Below are 16,935 nucleotides of genomic sequence, written 5' to 3' on the forward strand. Positions count from 1 at the left end.
GCCTGGTGAATCTTGGATCTACTGGGATTCGACGACGCGGGGTCACGGCTTCATGGCACGGGACACCGTGGCCGAAGAGCAGGCACCCGCAGACACCTCTCCCGAACGGCCGGCCAAGGATAAATCCAAGGTTAAATCTGATACGGTTTCGGGTGGAGGTGAGCATATGTCTTCGGGACCGGCAGAAGAGGACCTGTTCGCGGCAGTGGAGGCGCTGCTCGCAGGAGGACCGGATATCCCCGTACCCGCCGAGCGGGCACGCCTGCGTACAGCAGCCGGTGTCACGCAGGCGGATCTCGCCCGCGCCCTTCAGACCTCGACGCAGACGGTGAAGAACTGGGAGGCGGGGCGCAGCGAGCCGCGCCCGCCGCGCCGGGCCCCGTACCTGGCGCTTTTGGAGGGATGGGCGAAGAAATACCCCCAGCCCACTACCGGTGCGACACAGCCTGCGGACAGGCAGATCGCCGCAGTCTCAGACGCCGCGCCGGAAACGACGGTCCCGGCGTCCATCGCGCCTCCCGCCCAGCCGCGCCCGGAAACGGCCCCGACCCCACCTGCACGGGCTCCTCGCCGGCCTGCCGCTCGAACCGCCGCCCCGCGGGCCACCGACACTCCCGACGAGCAGTTTGCCCACGGCCCGCTCGCCGTCCTCGCCGTCGACGACGGCGCACTGCTCGCTCACTGCCGAGACGGCCTCGTCCTCGATGTCCCCGCCAGGACGTTGCCCGAGCTCGTGGAATGGACGCTGGCCGAGAGCCGGCTCGGTGCGCCCCGTCTGGACAGCTCGGGCCGGGACGCCGACCCTCTCCTCGTGCTCACCTCTACGGCGCTGGAGCACTTCGGTCTGCCTGTCGACCTGAGCGACGAGGAGCGTCACGCCGGCCGTCTCGCGGCCGATCACCCGGTGGTGAAGCAGATCGAGGACGCCCAATGGCAGTTGACCCGAAGGGGGTTCGGCCCCTGGGCCCGGATCTACCGCCCGGCCAAGGGCCACCGTCGTCTGTGCGTCCAGCTGTGTATTCCGACCTGGAAGGCACTCGACACCCGCTCGTGGGGCCATGCCGCCGACCTGACGCCGGCCGACCTGGCTCGTGTGATGAGCCTGTACGCCCGCCGCGTGATGACCCCACGCGGCTCGACCGCGGTCACTGGCCTGGAGCTGATGACCGCGCTCCACCCGCCGACCCGTGCCTCCGCCCCCGACGCCGAGGGCCGCCGGCACAGCGTCCACAACCCCGGCTCGCTGGGGACCGAGCCGATGGATCCCCCGCCGTGCGAGGCGATCAACGGTCACCCGGTTCTCGCGCACCTGCCTCGCTTCCACCAGCGCGGCCCCGAAGAGCGGATCTTCGAGGAGGCGTACGACTGGGCACGACCGCTCACCGACGACGAGTGCATGCGCAGCCACCTCGTCGGCATCGACGTCAACCTCGCGTTCGCCGCGGCTGCCAACGGCGCAGTCGTCGGACTCGCGACCCCGCCCGTCCACACCGTCAATCCGGACTTCGACTCCAAGGTCCCCGGCTCCTGGCTGGTCGACCTCTCCCACGTCGACCTCGACCGCGTCATGGTCGGCAAGCAGTGGACCAACCTGCGGGGCGACCTGCTGCCCAGCCCGTTCACCCAGTACGGCGAGCACCCCCAGGGCCCTGCCTGGTACATGACGCCTACCGTCGCCTACGCCGTCGAACTCGGCTACACCGTCCAGCCCCTGGAAGGCTGGCTGCGCCCGGACTCGGGCCGCTACCTGGACGCCTGGTACAAGAAACTCCGCGACGCCTACATCGAGACGATGGCCGACCTCGGTGTGCCCGACGGACTCTCCCCGGCTGAGTTCCTGAACGCGATGGACGGCCACAAGCAGCGCGACCCCGACGCGGCGATCGTCCTGGACGCCGTCAAGAGCACAGTGAAGTTCGGCCTCGGCAAGCTCCAGCAGAAGGCATCCGGCGACGGATGGGCACCGGGCCGGCCGTGGCCGGCACTCTCCCGCCCCACTTGGCGTCCCGACATCCGCGCCACGGTCATCTCCCGGGCCCGCATCGGCATGCACCGCAAGATGATCGCCCTCGCCGCCGCAACCGGCCGATACCCTGTCTCCGTACTGTCGGACTGCGCGGTCTACGCCGCCGACGGACCCACCCCGCTCGACGTCCTGCCCTACACCGCCGAAGGCAAGACGATCCCCGGGAGCTTCCGGATCGGACTCTCGCCCGGGATGGTCAAGCACGAAGGCACCCGGACTCCGTTGTGGGCCGAGCAGATCCGCGAACAGACCGGCAACCCGCTGCTGAACCTGGCCCGCAACATCAAGACCGGCGCCGCCGGCACGGACACGGGGGAGTAGGCCGTGGTCACCAAGACGGTCGGCGAAGGCCTGGAGAACGTCCTGGACAAAGCGCTCACCCGACCCGTCCCCAAGACGGCAGGCGCCCAGATGCGGTTCCTGGTCAAGCAACTCAAAGGCACCAAGGAAGCCGCCGGCCTTCTCGGCATCTCCCAGCGCACCGTCGAGCGGTACGTGAAGGGAGACATCAAAAAGCCCCGTCCCGATCTCGCCGCCCGGCTCTACACCGAGACGCACACGCGATGGCAACCGAAAGTGAAGGACAGAGCGAAGAGAGCGGCGGCCACCAGCCAGGGGCTGATGATCGACGTGAGAGCCCGCCTCGGCTACGAGGCCCCGGCCGGAACGACCGACGAGGCCCGCGAGCGCTCTCTCACCCTCGCGCTCCCGCCGCATCACGCCGAGCAGATCTTCGCGGCTCAACAACGCGGTGAGTCCCACATGCGCCAGGCGGTCGCCGAAGCCCTGAAAGAGGTGTACTTCCAGCAGAGCGGAACCCGCGCCGCCAGCCTGGAAGAGGTCAGAATGCTGACCATCGAGCACATCGAGTTCGGCCTCTGACCATCCCAGGCACAAAACGAGGCACCATCCCGGCCACTGAACCGCAGCACGAGAGACACCACCCGAACCGGCCCGCGGCAGCGGAGCACCCCATCGGCGATCTACTGCCCCCATCGCGCCATGCGGTCCAGGCAAGGACCCCGCGACGCACCCGGGACACGTCCCGCCGAAAACGCCTCTTGGCACGCCACCCCAACCCAAGGCATGGATCCCGATCATCACAAAGCCCGTTGACCGAGTGAGATGAAGATCGGGAGCCAGCTGATGGGCGACCGTCGGACCCAAGGAGGGCCAGTGGCTGAGGACAAAACCCTCGGGTTGATGGACGTCAGCTGGGCTGTGGCGGATCTGCTGCGCCGCAGCATGGCATCCCATCGCCACCGCAAGGTGATCCTCCCGTTCGCCCTGCTGCGCCAGGTGGACTGCCGACGCAGGCAGGAGGCCGGCACACCGGGGAAAGCAACGGTTTTAGAAGCCGATACCCGTCTGGCGGCCGACGCCGTGGGCATGGCAGCGGCAGATTTGGACGGGACCGGCAGCGCGCCCGTCGCTGTCGACCATTCTGGCCCGGCTCGGGTGATCGCCTGGCGACCGGCGTCGAGCAGCGGCTGAAGGGCGGGGCCCTGATGTTCTGGGCCAGTGGCAGACGTTCTGCCGCCAGCGGCTCCAGACGGAGCGCGGAGGGCGGGGCTACCGACGACCGCGAGCCGACGTGAGGCAACGTCGTCCAGCCATTCCGAACTTGAAGCAGCCCTGCCACCTGGCCACATGCACCTCAAGATCGAAGGCGTTACAGCGTCGCCACGTCTTTCGATCAACGGCGAAAGCTGAAAACGCCCACGATAGTCATGTACACCGTGGTCGACCACGCTCGGCCGAGCAGGCGCGGTGTAGGGGCTGTCTCCTTGAAGTGGCGGCGAGCTGGTGTCACCGGCGGAGGTGAAGCAGCTCGTGAGTGCACCACGAGAAGCCCAAAACGCCAAAGCACGACTCTGCGGCAGCGCCGAGTCGCGTGCGGCTGGTTACTATCGATCAGCCGTGTGTCGACCCATCGAAGCCTCGGTTGAGGCCAGGGCATCCCGCGAGGCACTTATCGCAGCTGAGCCTCACTCCAGGCCGGAAATTCGGCCCAAGAGCAGCACGCAGCTCGGTAGATGTGCCGAGCTGCAGGCTGCCGAAACGCGCGTCCCGGAACCTCGGGTTGGCTACGAGGGCTGCCGCCAGGATCTGGGCCTTCGTGATGAGGATGAGGCACTCACGGCCTTCGTACGTCTCACCGGGGATGTGATCGCATTCGTCAGGATCAAGTCCACAAATCGAGCACTCCGACTCGTCCACGCGTGTCTCCACGCTGAACCCAACCCGAAGATGCCCAAGATCGACTGGACACTCCCGGTAGTAGACGCCGTCGCGGTAGGCCATGGTGCAAGCCTTCGGATAAGTCCGCCTCAGAAACCCGCCGACTTCGTCCAGCAGCTCATGAGCTCGGTCGAAGAGGGCAAGGTCGTACCCTTCGGAACGGTCCATCACCCGCCGCAGCTCTCCCCTCAGCCGCCGCAGGACCTCTAGCGCAGCTGGATCGGGGTGGCTCGCAGCTTTGGCCCGTTCAAGGTCGACTTGGCACTGCTGGAAGACCTCGTGCTCATCCCTCGGGGAGCTGACGCCGCTCATCCTCAGAACCCCACCTCTCGATCCTGGTGATCGCTTCGAGGACTGAGTCGGCCGGGCCGTCCAGCACCAGCTTGGTGGTCAGGTCACCCTGCCGGGTCACCTCCACGTGCAGAACGGGGGACGGAACCGCCAGCTCTTCACCGGATGAATCGCCCCTCCTGAGGATCTTCATCGTCGCGTAGGAGGAGACCAAGCCAGACAGCGTTGCGATCAGGGTCTCTTTCCCGACGTCCCTGGCAAACTCGATGATCGGCAGCCAGAACTCGGCGGCGTCGTGGGTCAGGTAGGTGCGGTCAGGCTTCTCGTCCTCGAACTCGACGGTCAAGCCAGCGGCTCGGATGAGCTTCGCCACCCTGATCGCTTCGTACGGGTAGTTCCCGGGCACTTCTGAGCGGGACACGCTCGGCAGTCCGGCAACTCCACGCCTGATCAGCACGTCAGTCAAGGTCAACCCCCTCAATTTTCCGCTCAGTTGCCATGATCCCACAACTAGGGCCTGTCTCTTGGATCCGTCCGTGAGATCGTCGTGCTCGTGATCGAGTCTTGGGTGATCAATGACGACAGCCCTGTTCCTGTGTCGTCGGCGGGGGTGGTGGAGGCTCTTCGGTCGAGGATCGACAGCGGGCAGCTTGAGATGTGGCTGACCAGTTCGTCTGGACGGTTGCTGGCCTTCATGACGAATACCGAGCGCGCGATGGTGATGCTGCTCGATGACGAGGGCGATCCCGGCGAGCATGCCGTGGATCCCGGAACTGCAAGGTCGAGTGACGGGTTCATCCTCTCCAACGGGCAGGGCGACGAGTATCCGGATGAGGACACTGTCCCCATCGGTGAGGCACTCAGGCTCGTGGAGCACGTCGTTGGCACGGGCTCATGGCCTGCGGAAGCACGTTGGGTGGTCGATCGCTGAGCGGGCTATCGCCGTGCCCAGATGAGGATCGCGGCGAGGTGGAGCGCGGCCTGGTAGGCGATAGCGAGCTTGTCGGTCCACATGGCCAGGCCGCTCCACTGCTTGAGCCGGTTGATGCAGCGTTCGACTGAGTTGTGCTGCTTGTATGCCTCGGTGTCGAAGGCGGGCGGTCGACCTCCGGCACTGCCTCGCCGCAGCCGGTGGCCGATCTGGTCGGAGGGCTGGGGGATGACAGCGTGGATTCCGCGTTGGCGGAGGTGACTTCGGATCGCGCGGGATGAGTACGCGCGGTCCGCGAGGACGGCATCAGGGCGGGTCCTCGGTCGTCCGGGGCCGTTTCGCGCAACGCAGATGGCGGCCATGATGGTCTCGAAGGCCGGGGCGTCGCCTGCCTGGCCTGCGGTGACGCGGAGGGCCAGGGGCCGTGCACGGGCGTCACTGGCGAGGTGGACTTTCGTGCTCAGGCCGCCGTGGGAGCGTCCGAGTGCGTGGTCGTAGGGTTCGGCCCGGTCTGGAGCCCCTTTTTCCTGGCTCCGGCGGCGTGCTGGGGCGCTCGGCAGACGGTGGAGTCCACCGAAACGGTCCAGCCGATGTCGTCAGCGCCGTCGGCCGCTGCCAGGAGCGCGGCAAGGATGCGTTCCCAGGTGCTGTCCAAAGCCCACTCGAGCAGGCGTTTGTGGGCGGTCTGGAACGAGCCGAGCTCGTCGGGCAGGTCGCGCCAGGGCGAGCAGGTGCGGTACTTCCACGCGATGGCCTCCTGGGTTCGGCGGTGATCGGCCCACCGCCGACCGCGGACCGGATCGGCCGGCATCAGCGGCTCGATCTGGTCCCACATCGCATCAGTGATCACTAACCGGACAGACACATCCGATCAACCGACCAGCCGATCAAAGAGACACGCTCTAAAAGATGGGGATGCAGCAGGGCAGGAGCTACAGGTTGTCCACGGACGTCGCCACCCCGACGCCGGGATGCAGTGGCGCACAGAAGCGGCGCATCCGCATCGCGCTGTGCAGGGCCTGCCGCCCTACCAGGGGTCCCCCTTGCCCCACATGACCGTGCGTAACTATCATTACGCCAATCGTGACACAGAAGATGCCGCACTCCGCGGCCGGCCAGATGGTCGGCTACCTCTACCAGTGCGAATGGGCCCTGGTGGAACTGGCCCGCCGATGGTTCAAGGACCCCCAGACCGAGCTCCGCATGGAGATGCTCGACGACATCGACATTCTCCGCCAGGGCACGCCGGTCGAGCTCGTCCAGTCCAAACACCACGGACACGCCGGCGAACTGGGATCCACCAGTGCCGACCTGTGGCGTTCTATCAACTCCTGGTGCGACGCGCTCGAGCACCTGCCGGCGGGGCAGCTTCCCATGCTCCGGCTCGTCACCACCCAGACCGTCTCGCCCGGCAACATGTTGGCCAAACTCCGACACGACGCCCGGGATGTCACCGCTGCACTGGCAGAACTCGAGGCCATCGCCGGCGATCCCGACGGCGCCAAAACCACCTTGCCCTGGCGATCCCGGTTCATGGCCTGCACCGCCCCGACCCGCGCTGCCCTCGTAGGCGCCATCGTCCTCGACGATTCCGCGCCGCGAGTGTCAGAGGTGGACTCTACGCTGCGCGAAGTGATCGGAATCTGGAAGAACGACGAGCAGAGCCAGGCGATCCTCGAGGAACTGAAAGGCTGGTGGTGGAACGTGTCCCTCGACATGCTCGACCACGCCAATCCCGCCCGGCGCATGTCCGTCAGCGCCGAGGAACTGCGCACTCAGATCGACTACGTCTCCGGCAAGTACACCCACACCGCCCTGCCCGTTGTTGACAGCCTCGACGATCTCACCGAGCAGGAGATCGCCCAGTACACCGGCCACGTCTTCGTCGAACAGCTCAAGCTGATCGGCCTCGGCAACCGCAGCATCCGCGCCCACATCGGCGAGTACCACCATGCCTGGGCCCACCGCTCACGCTGGCTCTACCACCATCACGTCACCCCCGGGGAACTCACCCAGTTCGACAGCGACCTGCGCCAGGAATGGAACCTCATCTTCGCCAAGTACGCCGACCGCTTCGACGCCGGCAAAGAAGGCGACGACGCCCAGGCCATCGGCGAGACCATCCTCGACGCCACCCTCACCGCGGCGCAGGACATCAAACTCCGCCAGCTCGGCAAACGGTGGATCGCCCGCGGCACCCTGCACGCACTCGCCGACAACGCCCGCAACGAACCCAAGCCGCTGGGCTGGCACCCCCGCTTCGAGGACCTGCTCAAGACACCCCCGCGCACGCAGACGAAGGGGGAGTAGCCCATGACCACCACCCAGCTTCCTGAAGCAGCGGCCCTCCTCAACCCCGCCTTCGGCGCCTACATCCTCAGCCACAGTGCTGCCGCGTACGCCGCAGCCGCCACCGAGCCGGAATCCCATCTGCCCTGGCCGTCCGCGTTCCTGATCCTGCCACTGGTCCTGCCCCCCGACTCCCGAAGCGCCCTGCCGCGAGACACCCGCACCCAGCTCGCCGGATGGCTGGCAGACAACACCATGATCCGCGCAGCATTCCCTCAGCGCGCGCCCGCTCTGCACGCCTACACCCAAGGCTGTATCCGCTTCGGCATCCGCCACGGCACCCTGGCACTGACCGGAGGCGGCCTGCGCGCCACCCGCAAACCGGTGAAACCCAACTCCTCACAGCCCACCGACGAAGCCGCCACCTGCGTACGCGCCGCAGTTCTCGTGGGCCGCTGGTTCGCCGCGACCGACACCGCCACCCTCTTCACGCTGCTGGGCGTAAGGCCCTGACCCGATAAGGACCCTGCCCCATGCACCTGATCGCCCTCGCCCTCTACCACCGAGACGGCCGCCCCGCCCCCCGCATCGTCCGCTTCCGCCCCGGCACCCTCAACATCCTCACCGGAGAGTCCGAGACCGGGAAATCCGCAGTCCTGAGCATCGTCGAGTACTGCCTCGGCCGACAGACCTTCACCCTTCCCGACGGCGTCATCACCAACACCACCGCCTGGTACGCGCTCCTCGTACAGATCGGCCCCACCCGTCTCCTCCTGGGCCGCCCCGCCCCCAAGGGCGCCTCGACGAACAAGGCGATGCTCGTCATCGGCGACCACACACTCGACATTCCCCCGGCAGACCAGATGCACGTCAACGCGGACGCCACTGCCATCCGCACCGAGCTCAGCGCCCGTATCGGCATCGAGGAATTCCGCTTCCAGCCCCCCGCCGGAGCCGGCCGCCACGCCTTCGACGTCTCCATCGCCCAGGCTGTCCTGCTGTGCCTGCAGAAGCAGAACGAGATCGCCAACCAGAACCTCCTCTTCCACCGCCAGGGGGAGCAGGGAATCGCCCAGGCGATCAAGGACACCCTTCCCTACTTTCTCGGCGCCGCAGGCCCCGAACAGGCAGCCCGCCGTCACGAACTCGCCGAACTGAACAAAGCACTGCGCAGGGTCAACAAGCAGATCGAAGAGGCACGGCGCCGCGTGGAAGGCGGCGAAGCCCACCGCATCGCCCTGGCACGCATGGCAGCCGACGCAGGTCTCATCGACACCGTCCCCGAAGCTCCCACCACAACCACCCTCGACACCCTGCTGCGCCAAGCCCTCGACGCCGTTCCCGACGCCTCCTTCGTCTCCGGCCCAGACACCAGGCGTGAACAACTCGCCGCCGAACGCCGCGCCCTGCGCAGCCAGCTCCAGGAGATCAACAACTCCCGCACCATCCTCGACAGCTGGAAGGAAGAGAGCACCGCCCTCACCAGCGAACTCCACGTCCAGCGCAGCCGCCTCAAGCCCATCGGCCTGCTCGGCAACGCCTCCCACGACGGCGACGCCCACACCTGCCCCCTGTGCTCCCAGCACCTTGCCATCCCAGACCCCCAAGTCTCCGACCTCCAGGAACTCACCCGCCGCCTCGAGACAGAACTGGACGATCTGGCCGCACTGCAGCCCGCCCGGAACCAGCACCTCGAAGCACTCGAAGCACAGACCCGAGAGATCCAGGCAAGCCTGCGTAACAACGCGGCCACCCTCGAAGCCCTCAACGCCAGCGACCGGCAACTGCGCCAAGCCCAGGACCAGCGCACCTACCTCGCCCACGTCCAAGGACGCATCCTCCAAGAACTCCAGCGCACCAGCCCCCAAGGCAAGGACGACCTCGGCGACCTCCTGCGGCACGGCGACAGACTGACCGAACAGGCCGAAGCCCTTCAGCGTCTCGTGGACGCCGACGAAGTCGGCGCCGAGACCGAGAACCGGCTGAACGAAGTCGCCGACCTCATGACCACCTGGGCGCGAACCCTCGGCCTCGAGCACGCCGACACCGCCGAAGAGGTCCGCATCAGCCCCACCCTGCTCAACGTCGTCCTGCGCACCCCCGCCGGACGGCTCCCCCTTACTCGCATCGGCAGTGCTAAGAACTGGATCGGCTACCACCTCGTCGCTCACCTCGCCCTGCATACCTACCTGCACCGCCACAACCGCCCGGTCCCAGGCTTCCTCATGCTCGACCAGCCCACCCAGGCGTTCTTCCCCGAAGAGGTGCACGACGCGGTCACTGTCGAGGACGCTGACTGGGAAGCCGTCCGCGCCTACTTCTCCCTCATCTCCCAGGCCGTCGAGCAAAACGAGGGAGCCCTCCAGGTCATCGTCTGCGACCACGTCAACCTCCGCGACGACTGGTTCCAGCAGGCAGTCGTCGAGAACTGGAGAGGCGGCGTCGCCCTCATCCCCACGGACTGGATCTCCGCTGAGTCATGACCCGAGCCCGCCCCTGGCACCTTGCGCCCGGCCTCCCTGTTTGGGGGTTCCACCGAACCAGGGTCGGCAAGGGATCATGAGAAGCATGCGATACGCGTGGCGACGTTCCCTGCGACCACTGCACGAGACCGGCAGCCGAGAGCGGGCACTGCTCGCCGACTGGCACTATGCAGACCCGCAGCTGCACCTGGACGAGCTGGATGCTCCAGTCGTGGTGCTCCTGGGGGAGCGGGGAATGGGCAAGTCGGTAACGCTGGAACAGGAGCGCATTAGGCTCCAGGAGCAAGGTGCGTCGGTCACGTGGCTGAACCTGGGCAAAGACGTCTTCGACATCTCCACCGCTGGCAGCGCTCTCCTTGACGCCTTCCAGGTCCCGGAGGAAGCATCTGAGCACTATGTGCTGCTCGACAGCCTTGACGAAGGCCTGAGTGACGTCCCCGGCCTGGCCAAGGTCCTCGCGCACAAACTGGCAGAGGTGTCGCTCCAGCAACGGGCCAGGATTCGGCTGCGGATCACCTGCCGTACCACACGCTGGCCCGAGAGCCTTGAAGACGAGCTGCGCCGGTTGTGGACGGGTGAGCACGCCGTCACACTGATGGCCCTCGCACCGCTGAGCCTCCAGGACATGCAGATCGCAGCCGAGGCTCACCACCTGGACGGCGCCGAGTTCACGGAGATGATCAACAGCCGTGGTCTGACAGCCCTTGCGCAACAGCCCGTGACACTGATCCCGCTGCTCAAAGCCTGCGAGAACCGAGAGCCCCTGCCCGAGACAGTGGTAGAGGCCTACCAGCAAGCCTGCCGAAGACTGTGTACCGAAACCCGCCAGGAAGGCTCTGAACACCAGAGCCGGCCGGCCGCAGACCACCTTCTGGAAGTAGCCCGATGGGTGGCAGCTGCACTTCAGTTCAGCAGCGCCACAGCCCTCGTCGATCACGAGCCTGCCGCGGAAGAGATCGACTTCGACACCCTGTCCGGTCCCACCGTCCCCGGTAGCTTCCCCGAACAGCCCTGCCGACGAGAAGAACTGCGGTACCTGACCCAGTCCGGGCTGTTCACCCCCGTGGGCCGACAGCGATGGACTTTTACACACCGCACCTACCAAGAACACCTAGCTGCTGAGTTTCTCCGTGACCACACTGCCCCCGCCGTGCGAGCAGAACTGCTGTGGGCCGGCAGCGGCGAGGCCCGCCACATCCTGCCCCAACATGAAGAGGTCGCCGCCCGCCTATGTATGGACGACCCCAACCTGCTCGATGACCTCATCGCGCACCACCTGCGGACCGCGCTTCTGGCCGACCTACCCGCCCTGCCGACCGCGCGCCGCCGGCAAGTCACCCAGGCTCTGCTCGAATCGGCTCGCAACGACACCTACGACATCCACGACATCTACGACCGCTTCGAAGCCGATCGCCTGAGCCGGCTCAACCACCCCCAGTTGGCTGAACAGCTCGCCCCCTCCCTGAAGCCGGGAATGCGTTATGACGAGACCCTTTTGGCGCTGGCCATCACAGACCGATGCCAGCTTCCGGGCCTCACCCCGACCCTGATCACGCTCGCGGAGGACACTGCCACATCCGTACGTCTACGCTCGTTCGCCCTAGACGTGACTGCCAGGCGATCCGGCCACGACCAGGACACGCTCACCCGACTCGATCATCTGTCCCGTGACGATGACGAGGTGATTGCAGCGGCCGCCCTGAATTGCCTGCGTGCGCTCAATCTGCCCTTGACGGAGTTCTTCGACCGACTCCCTCTCGGGTCAGCCCAGCGATACGTATGGCGAGCCGACCAGCTCACCGAGCTCATCGCACCCCACGACGCGGATGAAGCCCTGGACTGGGCGACCGCAGAGATTGAAGCCCGCACCCCCAAGGCGATGATCGCCCTCAGCGTACTTGAGCAGGCCATCCAGCTCATCAGCCAAGCCGACCTCGACCACCCAAACCAATCTCTCAGCCACCAGAAGGCTGGCCACGCGCTACTCACGCTTGCAAGCCATCCCGACCTGCTCTACAGGCCAGAAGCATACGTATCACTCGAGAACCTCAGCGATACCCTGCACGCCGACCCTCCTCTGCGGCACCACCTTGCCGAGTACGTGCTCCTGCACGGCCAGGAAGATCACGCCAAACGTCATATCCACACCCCTGAGGCGGGCCTGTTCCCTGACGACGATCTGCTCTACTGGGCCGAGAGGTGGACAGACCTCCCAGACCCTGCACGCCGAGCCGCGCAATCACTCTTCACCAACCGGCCTCGCCCCGCCGACGAGAGCCTGCGCCAGGCTGTCGAACGGGCCCGCCAGGTTGACCCACAACTGCATGCGAGCACCGCATGGTGGGACAACCCGCCCCCCGAATGGCTGCGCGACAGAGAAGAACGAAGGAACGAGCAGCGCCGCCAACACGCCTTCGACCAAAACGACTTCACCACGGCGCTTGCCGCCGTACGCACCGCAGCACCAGACCAGGTCCGTGCCACCTGGTTTGCCGTCCTTGTCGAACTCGCCAAAACAGCCGATGGCAGCAAGTCCAATCATGCCGCAGACCTCAGTGCAGCCGCCACAGCTCCTTCCTGCCCACCAGAAGGCACCGCATTGCGCACGGACCTCGCCACACTAGGTCTGCGTGTCTTGAGCACAGCACCCCCATGGAACACCCATGACACGCCGGTCTGGGGAGCGGCATCGCAACGCGTGCCCGAATTGACAGCCGCCGCACTGGTGACGGCTGCGGAATGGGAAAGCGCAGTTCCCATCTCCGACACTCCCCGATGGGCCGGCTGGGCGCTGGCCCTTGCCACGATGACGCCTCTCGCAGATGAGCAGGAACTGCATCGCGCTCTGTTCAACCGGTGTGCCAGCCACGCGGGCGTCGAGTTCGGCACCCTCCTCGTCTCCTGCCTGGACAATTTCGAGTCTCACGAGCTCACCGAACTGACACAGTTCCTCTATGAGCGCGGTGCGACAGAGGCTCTTGATTTGGTCCGGGATTGGGCCGCCGCACCTGGACGCCCCCACGAATCTTGGGCAGCGGTCTTCACCTCCTTGATCCGAGTCGGAGACGACACCGCCCTCGCCCAGGCACAGACCCTTCTGGAAACAACCACCACAGATCGACCAGAGACCAAGAAACGCTGGATCACCATGGTCCACACCCAGATGCAGTCGACGACCCTGCCGGACATCTGGCCGCACGTACGCCGCGCCTTCGACGAACAGAGCGCACTCTTCCACGCACTGGTTGACACCCTGGTCACCCAGCCCGATCGCGCCTATACGACGTCCGGAATGGCAGCCCTCACAGAAGACGACCTCGCCGACTTCTACGCCCGTCTGTGCCAGAGACACGAGCTCCGCAACTCTCGACCCGAGCCCGATCCCGAAAACACTGTCCCCCCACACAATCCCGCCAAGGCCATCCACGACTTCGCCGACGAAGTAGCCCGGCTGATCGCCAGCAAGGGAACCCGCCAAGCAGCCGACCAGCTCACCTGTCTTGCCGCCTCCGGCACTGCGCACAACCCGGAGCGGCTCAGTGCCATGGCTCGCCGCACCGCACGCCAGGCCGCCAGACAACAGGTCGAGCCTCTGCCAGCATCCCAACTGCGCAAGTTGGCCACTGACCACGCCCTACGCGTGATCAACGACGAGACCCAGCTCCTGGACGTCGTCATGGAAGCCCTCGACCGCGTACAAGAAGCCCTCTCGGCACCCAACGGGATGGCCATCCTCCTGTGGAGCCGTTCGACGGCCAAAGGCATCAACAAGATGTGGCCCGCCTGGGAGGAAGACTTCAGCGACCTGGTTATGGGCCTCCTGAAACTCCACCTCACCGGTCGGCAGATCGTCTTGAACCGCGAAGTTCAGGTTGACCGCCCGGGCAGCGGCCCCGGCGCCGGCCGCACCGACATCCACATCCAGGCAACCCTGCACTCACAAACCGAACCCATCACGGTGGTCATCGAATGCAAAGGCTGCTGGAACCCCGAACTGAAAACCGCCCTTCCAGAGCAGCTCGTCGACCGCTACCTGCGCCGCCCCCACACCGCCGGCATCTTCCTCGTCGGCTTCTTCGACTGCGACCTCTGGGATCCTGACAGCAGAGAAAACTGCAGGTCAAAGCACAACAAGGAAACAATCGAGCGCCATCAGAGAAAGCTGGCTGCGGAGCACCCCGTCCCAGTCCGCGCCCGTGTTCTGGACTGCCGTCCTCCTGCAGTTCAGAACACCAGACCAGAGACCAGCCGATGACCTTCACCTTGAGGGCGCCCGCCGCATCCGACGCGTGAACCTTTGCACAGCCGGGCGGCCCGACTGTCGATCCTCTCCGGGATCATGTGCCGAATGCCGGGCTGCCACTACACGCCGGCGGATCGGTACGAGTACCCGCCGCGTATTGCTGTGCACGCACGGTGGTGGAATCAACCGAGACGTCCCATTCGATCTCACCAGTGGCATCCGCCGTGCCCTTGATTTCCTGGAGCAGGTGCTCCTTACGTTCCGCCGGCCGACCATTGGCGATCGGGGATAAAACCACATCTCCCTGCACACGTCAGCCCAGGCATCACCCCCAGCGCATTCCGAGTGCAGACAACTCCTCGACCCGCTCCGGCGCCAGCCGATCCTGCCGAGAGCGACTGTTAGTGACGAACACCCCCAACGCGTATTCGTCCCCGCCGACCTTCTCGACATGCCGGTGAGGCACCTCCAGATGTCCCTCCCGTTCCCGGTAATGGCGGGCAGCAGCCACATTCGCCGCCCACACCTCCGCCCGCGTCCGCCGCGGCACCACACCCCGCTCACCGGCGTTCACAGGGCCAAGCCGCAGAGCTTCCTTCAGCAGCCACTGCTGCGCCGCCCCGAGCCGGTCCCAGCCACGCCTCTGAACGCCTGCCCACTGCCCCAGGTCCTCGCCCTGGACCACCACCTGTCCCGGCTCCTCAGGCAGCACCTGGCCGCTCTGAACATGCAGGCGCGACAGATGGAAGCACCGCTGCCAGGCAACCGACCATGAAGGACACCACGACGGATCAATGTCCTCCAGAGCCCGCCGCCGCCCCGCACTCATCCCGCCCTTGCCCCGCGCGGCCGCCCGCTGATTCTTCAGCCATACCCCCACCGCATACCCCTCCCACATGGCGTCCGCCGGCGCCAGCAAATGCCCATGCTCCCTGGCCCACCCCCGCGCCGCGGACAGCCCCTCGGCGAACGCGACCTCGACATGCGACCAGATCATGCCGAGCTCCTCCAGCTGCCCCACCCGCTCCCCACTCAGCTCTCCACGCGCATGCGCACCGCGCTGCCGGGCGATCCACCCACCCAGAGCGAACCCATCCACCGTCCGGTACTCGAACGGCACCGCCAGATCACCATGGTCACTGCGATACGCCAACGCAGCCGCTACACCCCGCCGCCAAAACTGCCCCTCCGGCTCCAGCACCCGCAGACTGATGAACGCAGCCAGCTGCGCCGGATCCCGCGGCCTGGAAAACGACAACAGCTCCGCGGCAACCCCACTCACCGCACCCCCCGCCTCCACCACCCCACCAGCCGACCCGCCACCAGCCACCTGCGGGGCAGCCAGCTGCTCCACGGCCTGCGCGTCATGCGCCCGAAGAGCCATGAGGACCTTCACCAGCTCCCCGTACGCCCGCGAGACCAGCATCTCGTCAGGCAGCTCACCCGGCCCCAGGAAGACGGGAACGACCAGGGACGCCACCTTGCCTTCCCCCGGCTGCATCCGAAGCGCCCGCCCCACCGCCTGGACGATGTCGACGGCCGATCCCCGCACGTCCGCGAACACCACCGCATCGCACTCCTTGGTGTCCACCCCCTCGCCCAGCACCCGCACCGACGACAACACCCGCACCCACGCCGCCCCCGCCTCCACCTCAGGCCGAGACGCAAACTCCTCCAGCACCAAACCCCGGTGCGCCGGCCGGTGCTCCCCGCACAGCCAGTCCGCCCACACCCCACCAGCCCCCGGATACAGCCCGGGATCGCTCTCGTGCAACTCCTTGGCCACCGCACCAAGACCACTAACGAACGCCTCAGCCTCACCCGTGCGGTAATGAAACGTCAGCAACCGCCCAAGCCGCCGCTCCGCAGCCACCTTCAACACTGCCGTCTGCAAAGCCGCCAACCGCGCCCCCCGCACCCGCGCAGTCCGGCCCGTTCCACCGGCCAACTCGACCACCGGCAGCCCAGGATCGGCGATGTCCACACACACCACCTGGTAGCGAGCGATCAACCCCCGCTCGATCGCCTCCGACAGCGACAACCGGTACACCACCGGCCCGAACACCGACTCATCGTCCATCGACGCAACCAACTCACCCCCCTCCGCACCCTCGCGATCTGCCGCCTCCCACAACCGCGGCGTAGCCGTCATGTACAACCGACGCAGCGCCGGCACCCGTCCATCGTCATGAACCCCCGCCCACGCCTTCCCCAATGCCCCCGACGTCCGGTGCGCCTCATCCACCACCACCAGGTCCCACGTCCCCAGTCCCGCACGATGACTCCGCTCCAGAACACCCAGCCCCAGCGAGGCATAGGTAGCAAAGACCGTCACCGACTCCAGACCCGAGATCCACCCCACCAACTCTGCTGCGTCAGTGGTGCACTGAAGGTCAGACACGTCATCACCAGACAGCGAGCAGGCACCGAA

13 protein-coding genes are annotated in these 16,935 nt (G+C 66.5%); 8 read left to right on the forward strand and 5 right to left on the reverse strand.

From position 1 onward, the window contains the following. Positions 1-166: 166 nt before the first annotated feature. The 3 genes from tap (at position 167) to ACQYWQ_RS30345 (ending at position 3,520) form a co-directional block, all read left to right on the forward strand. Positions 167-2,347: a telomere-associated protein Tap gene (gene tap / locus ACQYWQ_RS30335; RefSeq protein ID WP_431039008.1), complete on the forward strand. Its 2,181-nt coding sequence runs from the start codon at positions 167-169 to the stop codon at positions 2,345-2,347. A 3-nt stretch (positions 2,348-2,350) separates the two neighbouring features. Continuing rightward, positions 2,351-2,908: a telomere-protecting terminal protein Tpg gene (tpg, locus tag ACQYWQ_RS30340; RefSeq protein ID WP_359754197.1), complete on the forward strand. Its 558-nt coding sequence runs from the start codon at positions 2,351-2,353 to the stop codon at positions 2,906-2,908. A gap of 294 nt (positions 2,909-3,202) precedes the next feature. Then, a complete protein-coding gene (locus ACQYWQ_RS30345; RefSeq protein ID WP_431039009.1) occupies positions 3,203-3,520 on the forward strand; it encodes a hypothetical protein in 318 nt (105 codons plus the stop codon). Between the two features lie 420 nt (positions 3,521-3,940). Here ACQYWQ_RS30345 and ACQYWQ_RS30350 read toward each other — a convergent pair whose 3' ends face one another. Beyond that, positions 3,941-4,579 (reverse strand): hypothetical protein, encoded by a 639-nt coding sequence (locus ACQYWQ_RS30350; RefSeq protein WP_431039010.1) that lies wholly within the window; start codon positions 4,577-4,579, stop codon positions 3,941-3,943. Continuing rightward, positions 4,551-5,024, reverse strand: a complete 474-nt coding sequence (locus ACQYWQ_RS30355) for a hypothetical protein (protein WP_359754194.1) — start codon at positions 5,022-5,024, stop codon at positions 4,551-4,553. Before ACQYWQ_RS30355 ends, ACQYWQ_RS30350 begins: the two co-directional genes overlap by 29 nt. A gap of 87 nt (positions 5,025-5,111) precedes the next feature. Between ACQYWQ_RS30355 and ACQYWQ_RS30360 the strand changes: the two genes are divergently transcribed. After that, entirely contained in the window at positions 5,112-5,489 is a 378-nt protein-coding gene (locus ACQYWQ_RS30360; RefSeq protein WP_380927997.1) for a hypothetical protein, read from the forward strand. Positions 5,490-5,494: 5 nt separating this feature from the next. Here ACQYWQ_RS30360 and ACQYWQ_RS30365 read toward each other — a convergent pair. Beyond that, positions 5,495-6,354 (reverse strand): IS5 family transposase gene (locus ACQYWQ_RS30365; RefSeq protein WP_431039011.1). Its coding sequence is split into 2 segments (ribosomal slippage): positions 5,495-6,012 and positions 6,012-6,354, totalling 861 coding nucleotides; the frame shifts between segments, so codons are not numbered across the junction. A 218-nt stretch (positions 6,355-6,572) separates the two neighbouring features. Between ACQYWQ_RS30365 and ACQYWQ_RS30370 the strand changes: the two genes are divergently transcribed. From ACQYWQ_RS30370 to ACQYWQ_RS30385, 4 genes are all read left to right on the forward strand, one after another. Beyond that, positions 6,573-7,799: an ABC-three component system protein gene (locus tag ACQYWQ_RS30370; RefSeq protein ID WP_431039012.1), complete on the forward strand. Its 1,227-nt coding sequence runs from the start codon at positions 6,573-6,575 to the stop codon at positions 7,797-7,799. 3 nt (positions 7,800-7,802) lie between these two features. Next, positions 7,803-8,291: a three component ABC system middle component gene (locus ACQYWQ_RS30375; RefSeq protein ID WP_359754190.1), complete on the forward strand. Its 489-nt coding sequence runs from the start codon at positions 7,803-7,805 to the stop codon at positions 8,289-8,291. 20 nt (positions 8,292-8,311) lie between these two features. Continuing rightward, the gene (locus tag ACQYWQ_RS30380) at positions 8,312-10,261 is read left to right on the forward strand and encodes a DUF3732 domain-containing protein (RefSeq protein WP_431039013.1); all 1,950 of its coding nucleotides are present in this window, start codon (positions 8,312-8,314) and stop codon (positions 10,259-10,261) included. Positions 10,262-10,346: 85 nt separating this feature from the next. Beyond that, positions 10,347-14,516, forward strand: a complete 4,170-nt coding sequence (locus tag ACQYWQ_RS30385) for an NACHT domain-containing protein (protein ID WP_431039014.1) — start codon at positions 10,347-10,349, stop codon at positions 14,514-14,516. An 82-nt stretch (positions 14,517-14,598) separates the two neighbouring features. Here the strand turns inward: ACQYWQ_RS30385 and ACQYWQ_RS30390 are convergent, their stop codons facing one another. Further along, the gene (locus ACQYWQ_RS30390) at positions 14,599-14,802 is read right to left on the reverse strand and encodes a hypothetical protein (RefSeq protein WP_359754187.1); all 204 of its coding nucleotides are present in this window, start codon (positions 14,800-14,802) and stop codon (positions 14,599-14,601) included. A 27-nt stretch (positions 14,803-14,829) separates the two neighbouring features. Further along, positions 14,830-16,935: Helicase associated domain protein (locus ACQYWQ_RS30395; protein ID WP_431039015.1), on the reverse strand; the 2,106-nt coding region annotated here is incomplete at its 5' end.

It is taken from the genome of Streptomyces sp. P6-2-1, assembly GCF_050613165.1.
Lineage (GTDB): Bacteria > Actinomycetota > Actinomycetes > Streptomycetales > Streptomycetaceae > Streptomyces.

Coding starts and splice junctions, on each gene's coding strand:
- tap (WP_431039008.1), top strand. CDS start 167: ATGTCTTCGGGACCGGCAGAAGAGGACCTGTTCGCGGCAGTGGAGGCG.
- ACQYWQ_RS30350 (WP_431039010.1), bottom strand. CDS start 4,579: ATGAGCGGCGTCAGCTCCCCGAGGGATGAGCACGAGGTCTTCCAGCAG.
- ACQYWQ_RS30375 (WP_359754190.1), top strand. CDS start 7,803: ATGACCACCACCCAGCTTCCTGAAGCAGCGGCCCTCCTCAACCCCGCC.
- ACQYWQ_RS30380 (WP_431039013.1), top strand. CDS start 8,312: ATGCACCTGATCGCCCTCGCCCTCTACCACCGAGACGGCCGCCCCGCC.
- ACQYWQ_RS30385 (WP_431039014.1), top strand. CDS start 10,347: ATGCGATACGCGTGGCGACGTTCCCTGCGACCACTGCACGAGACCGGC.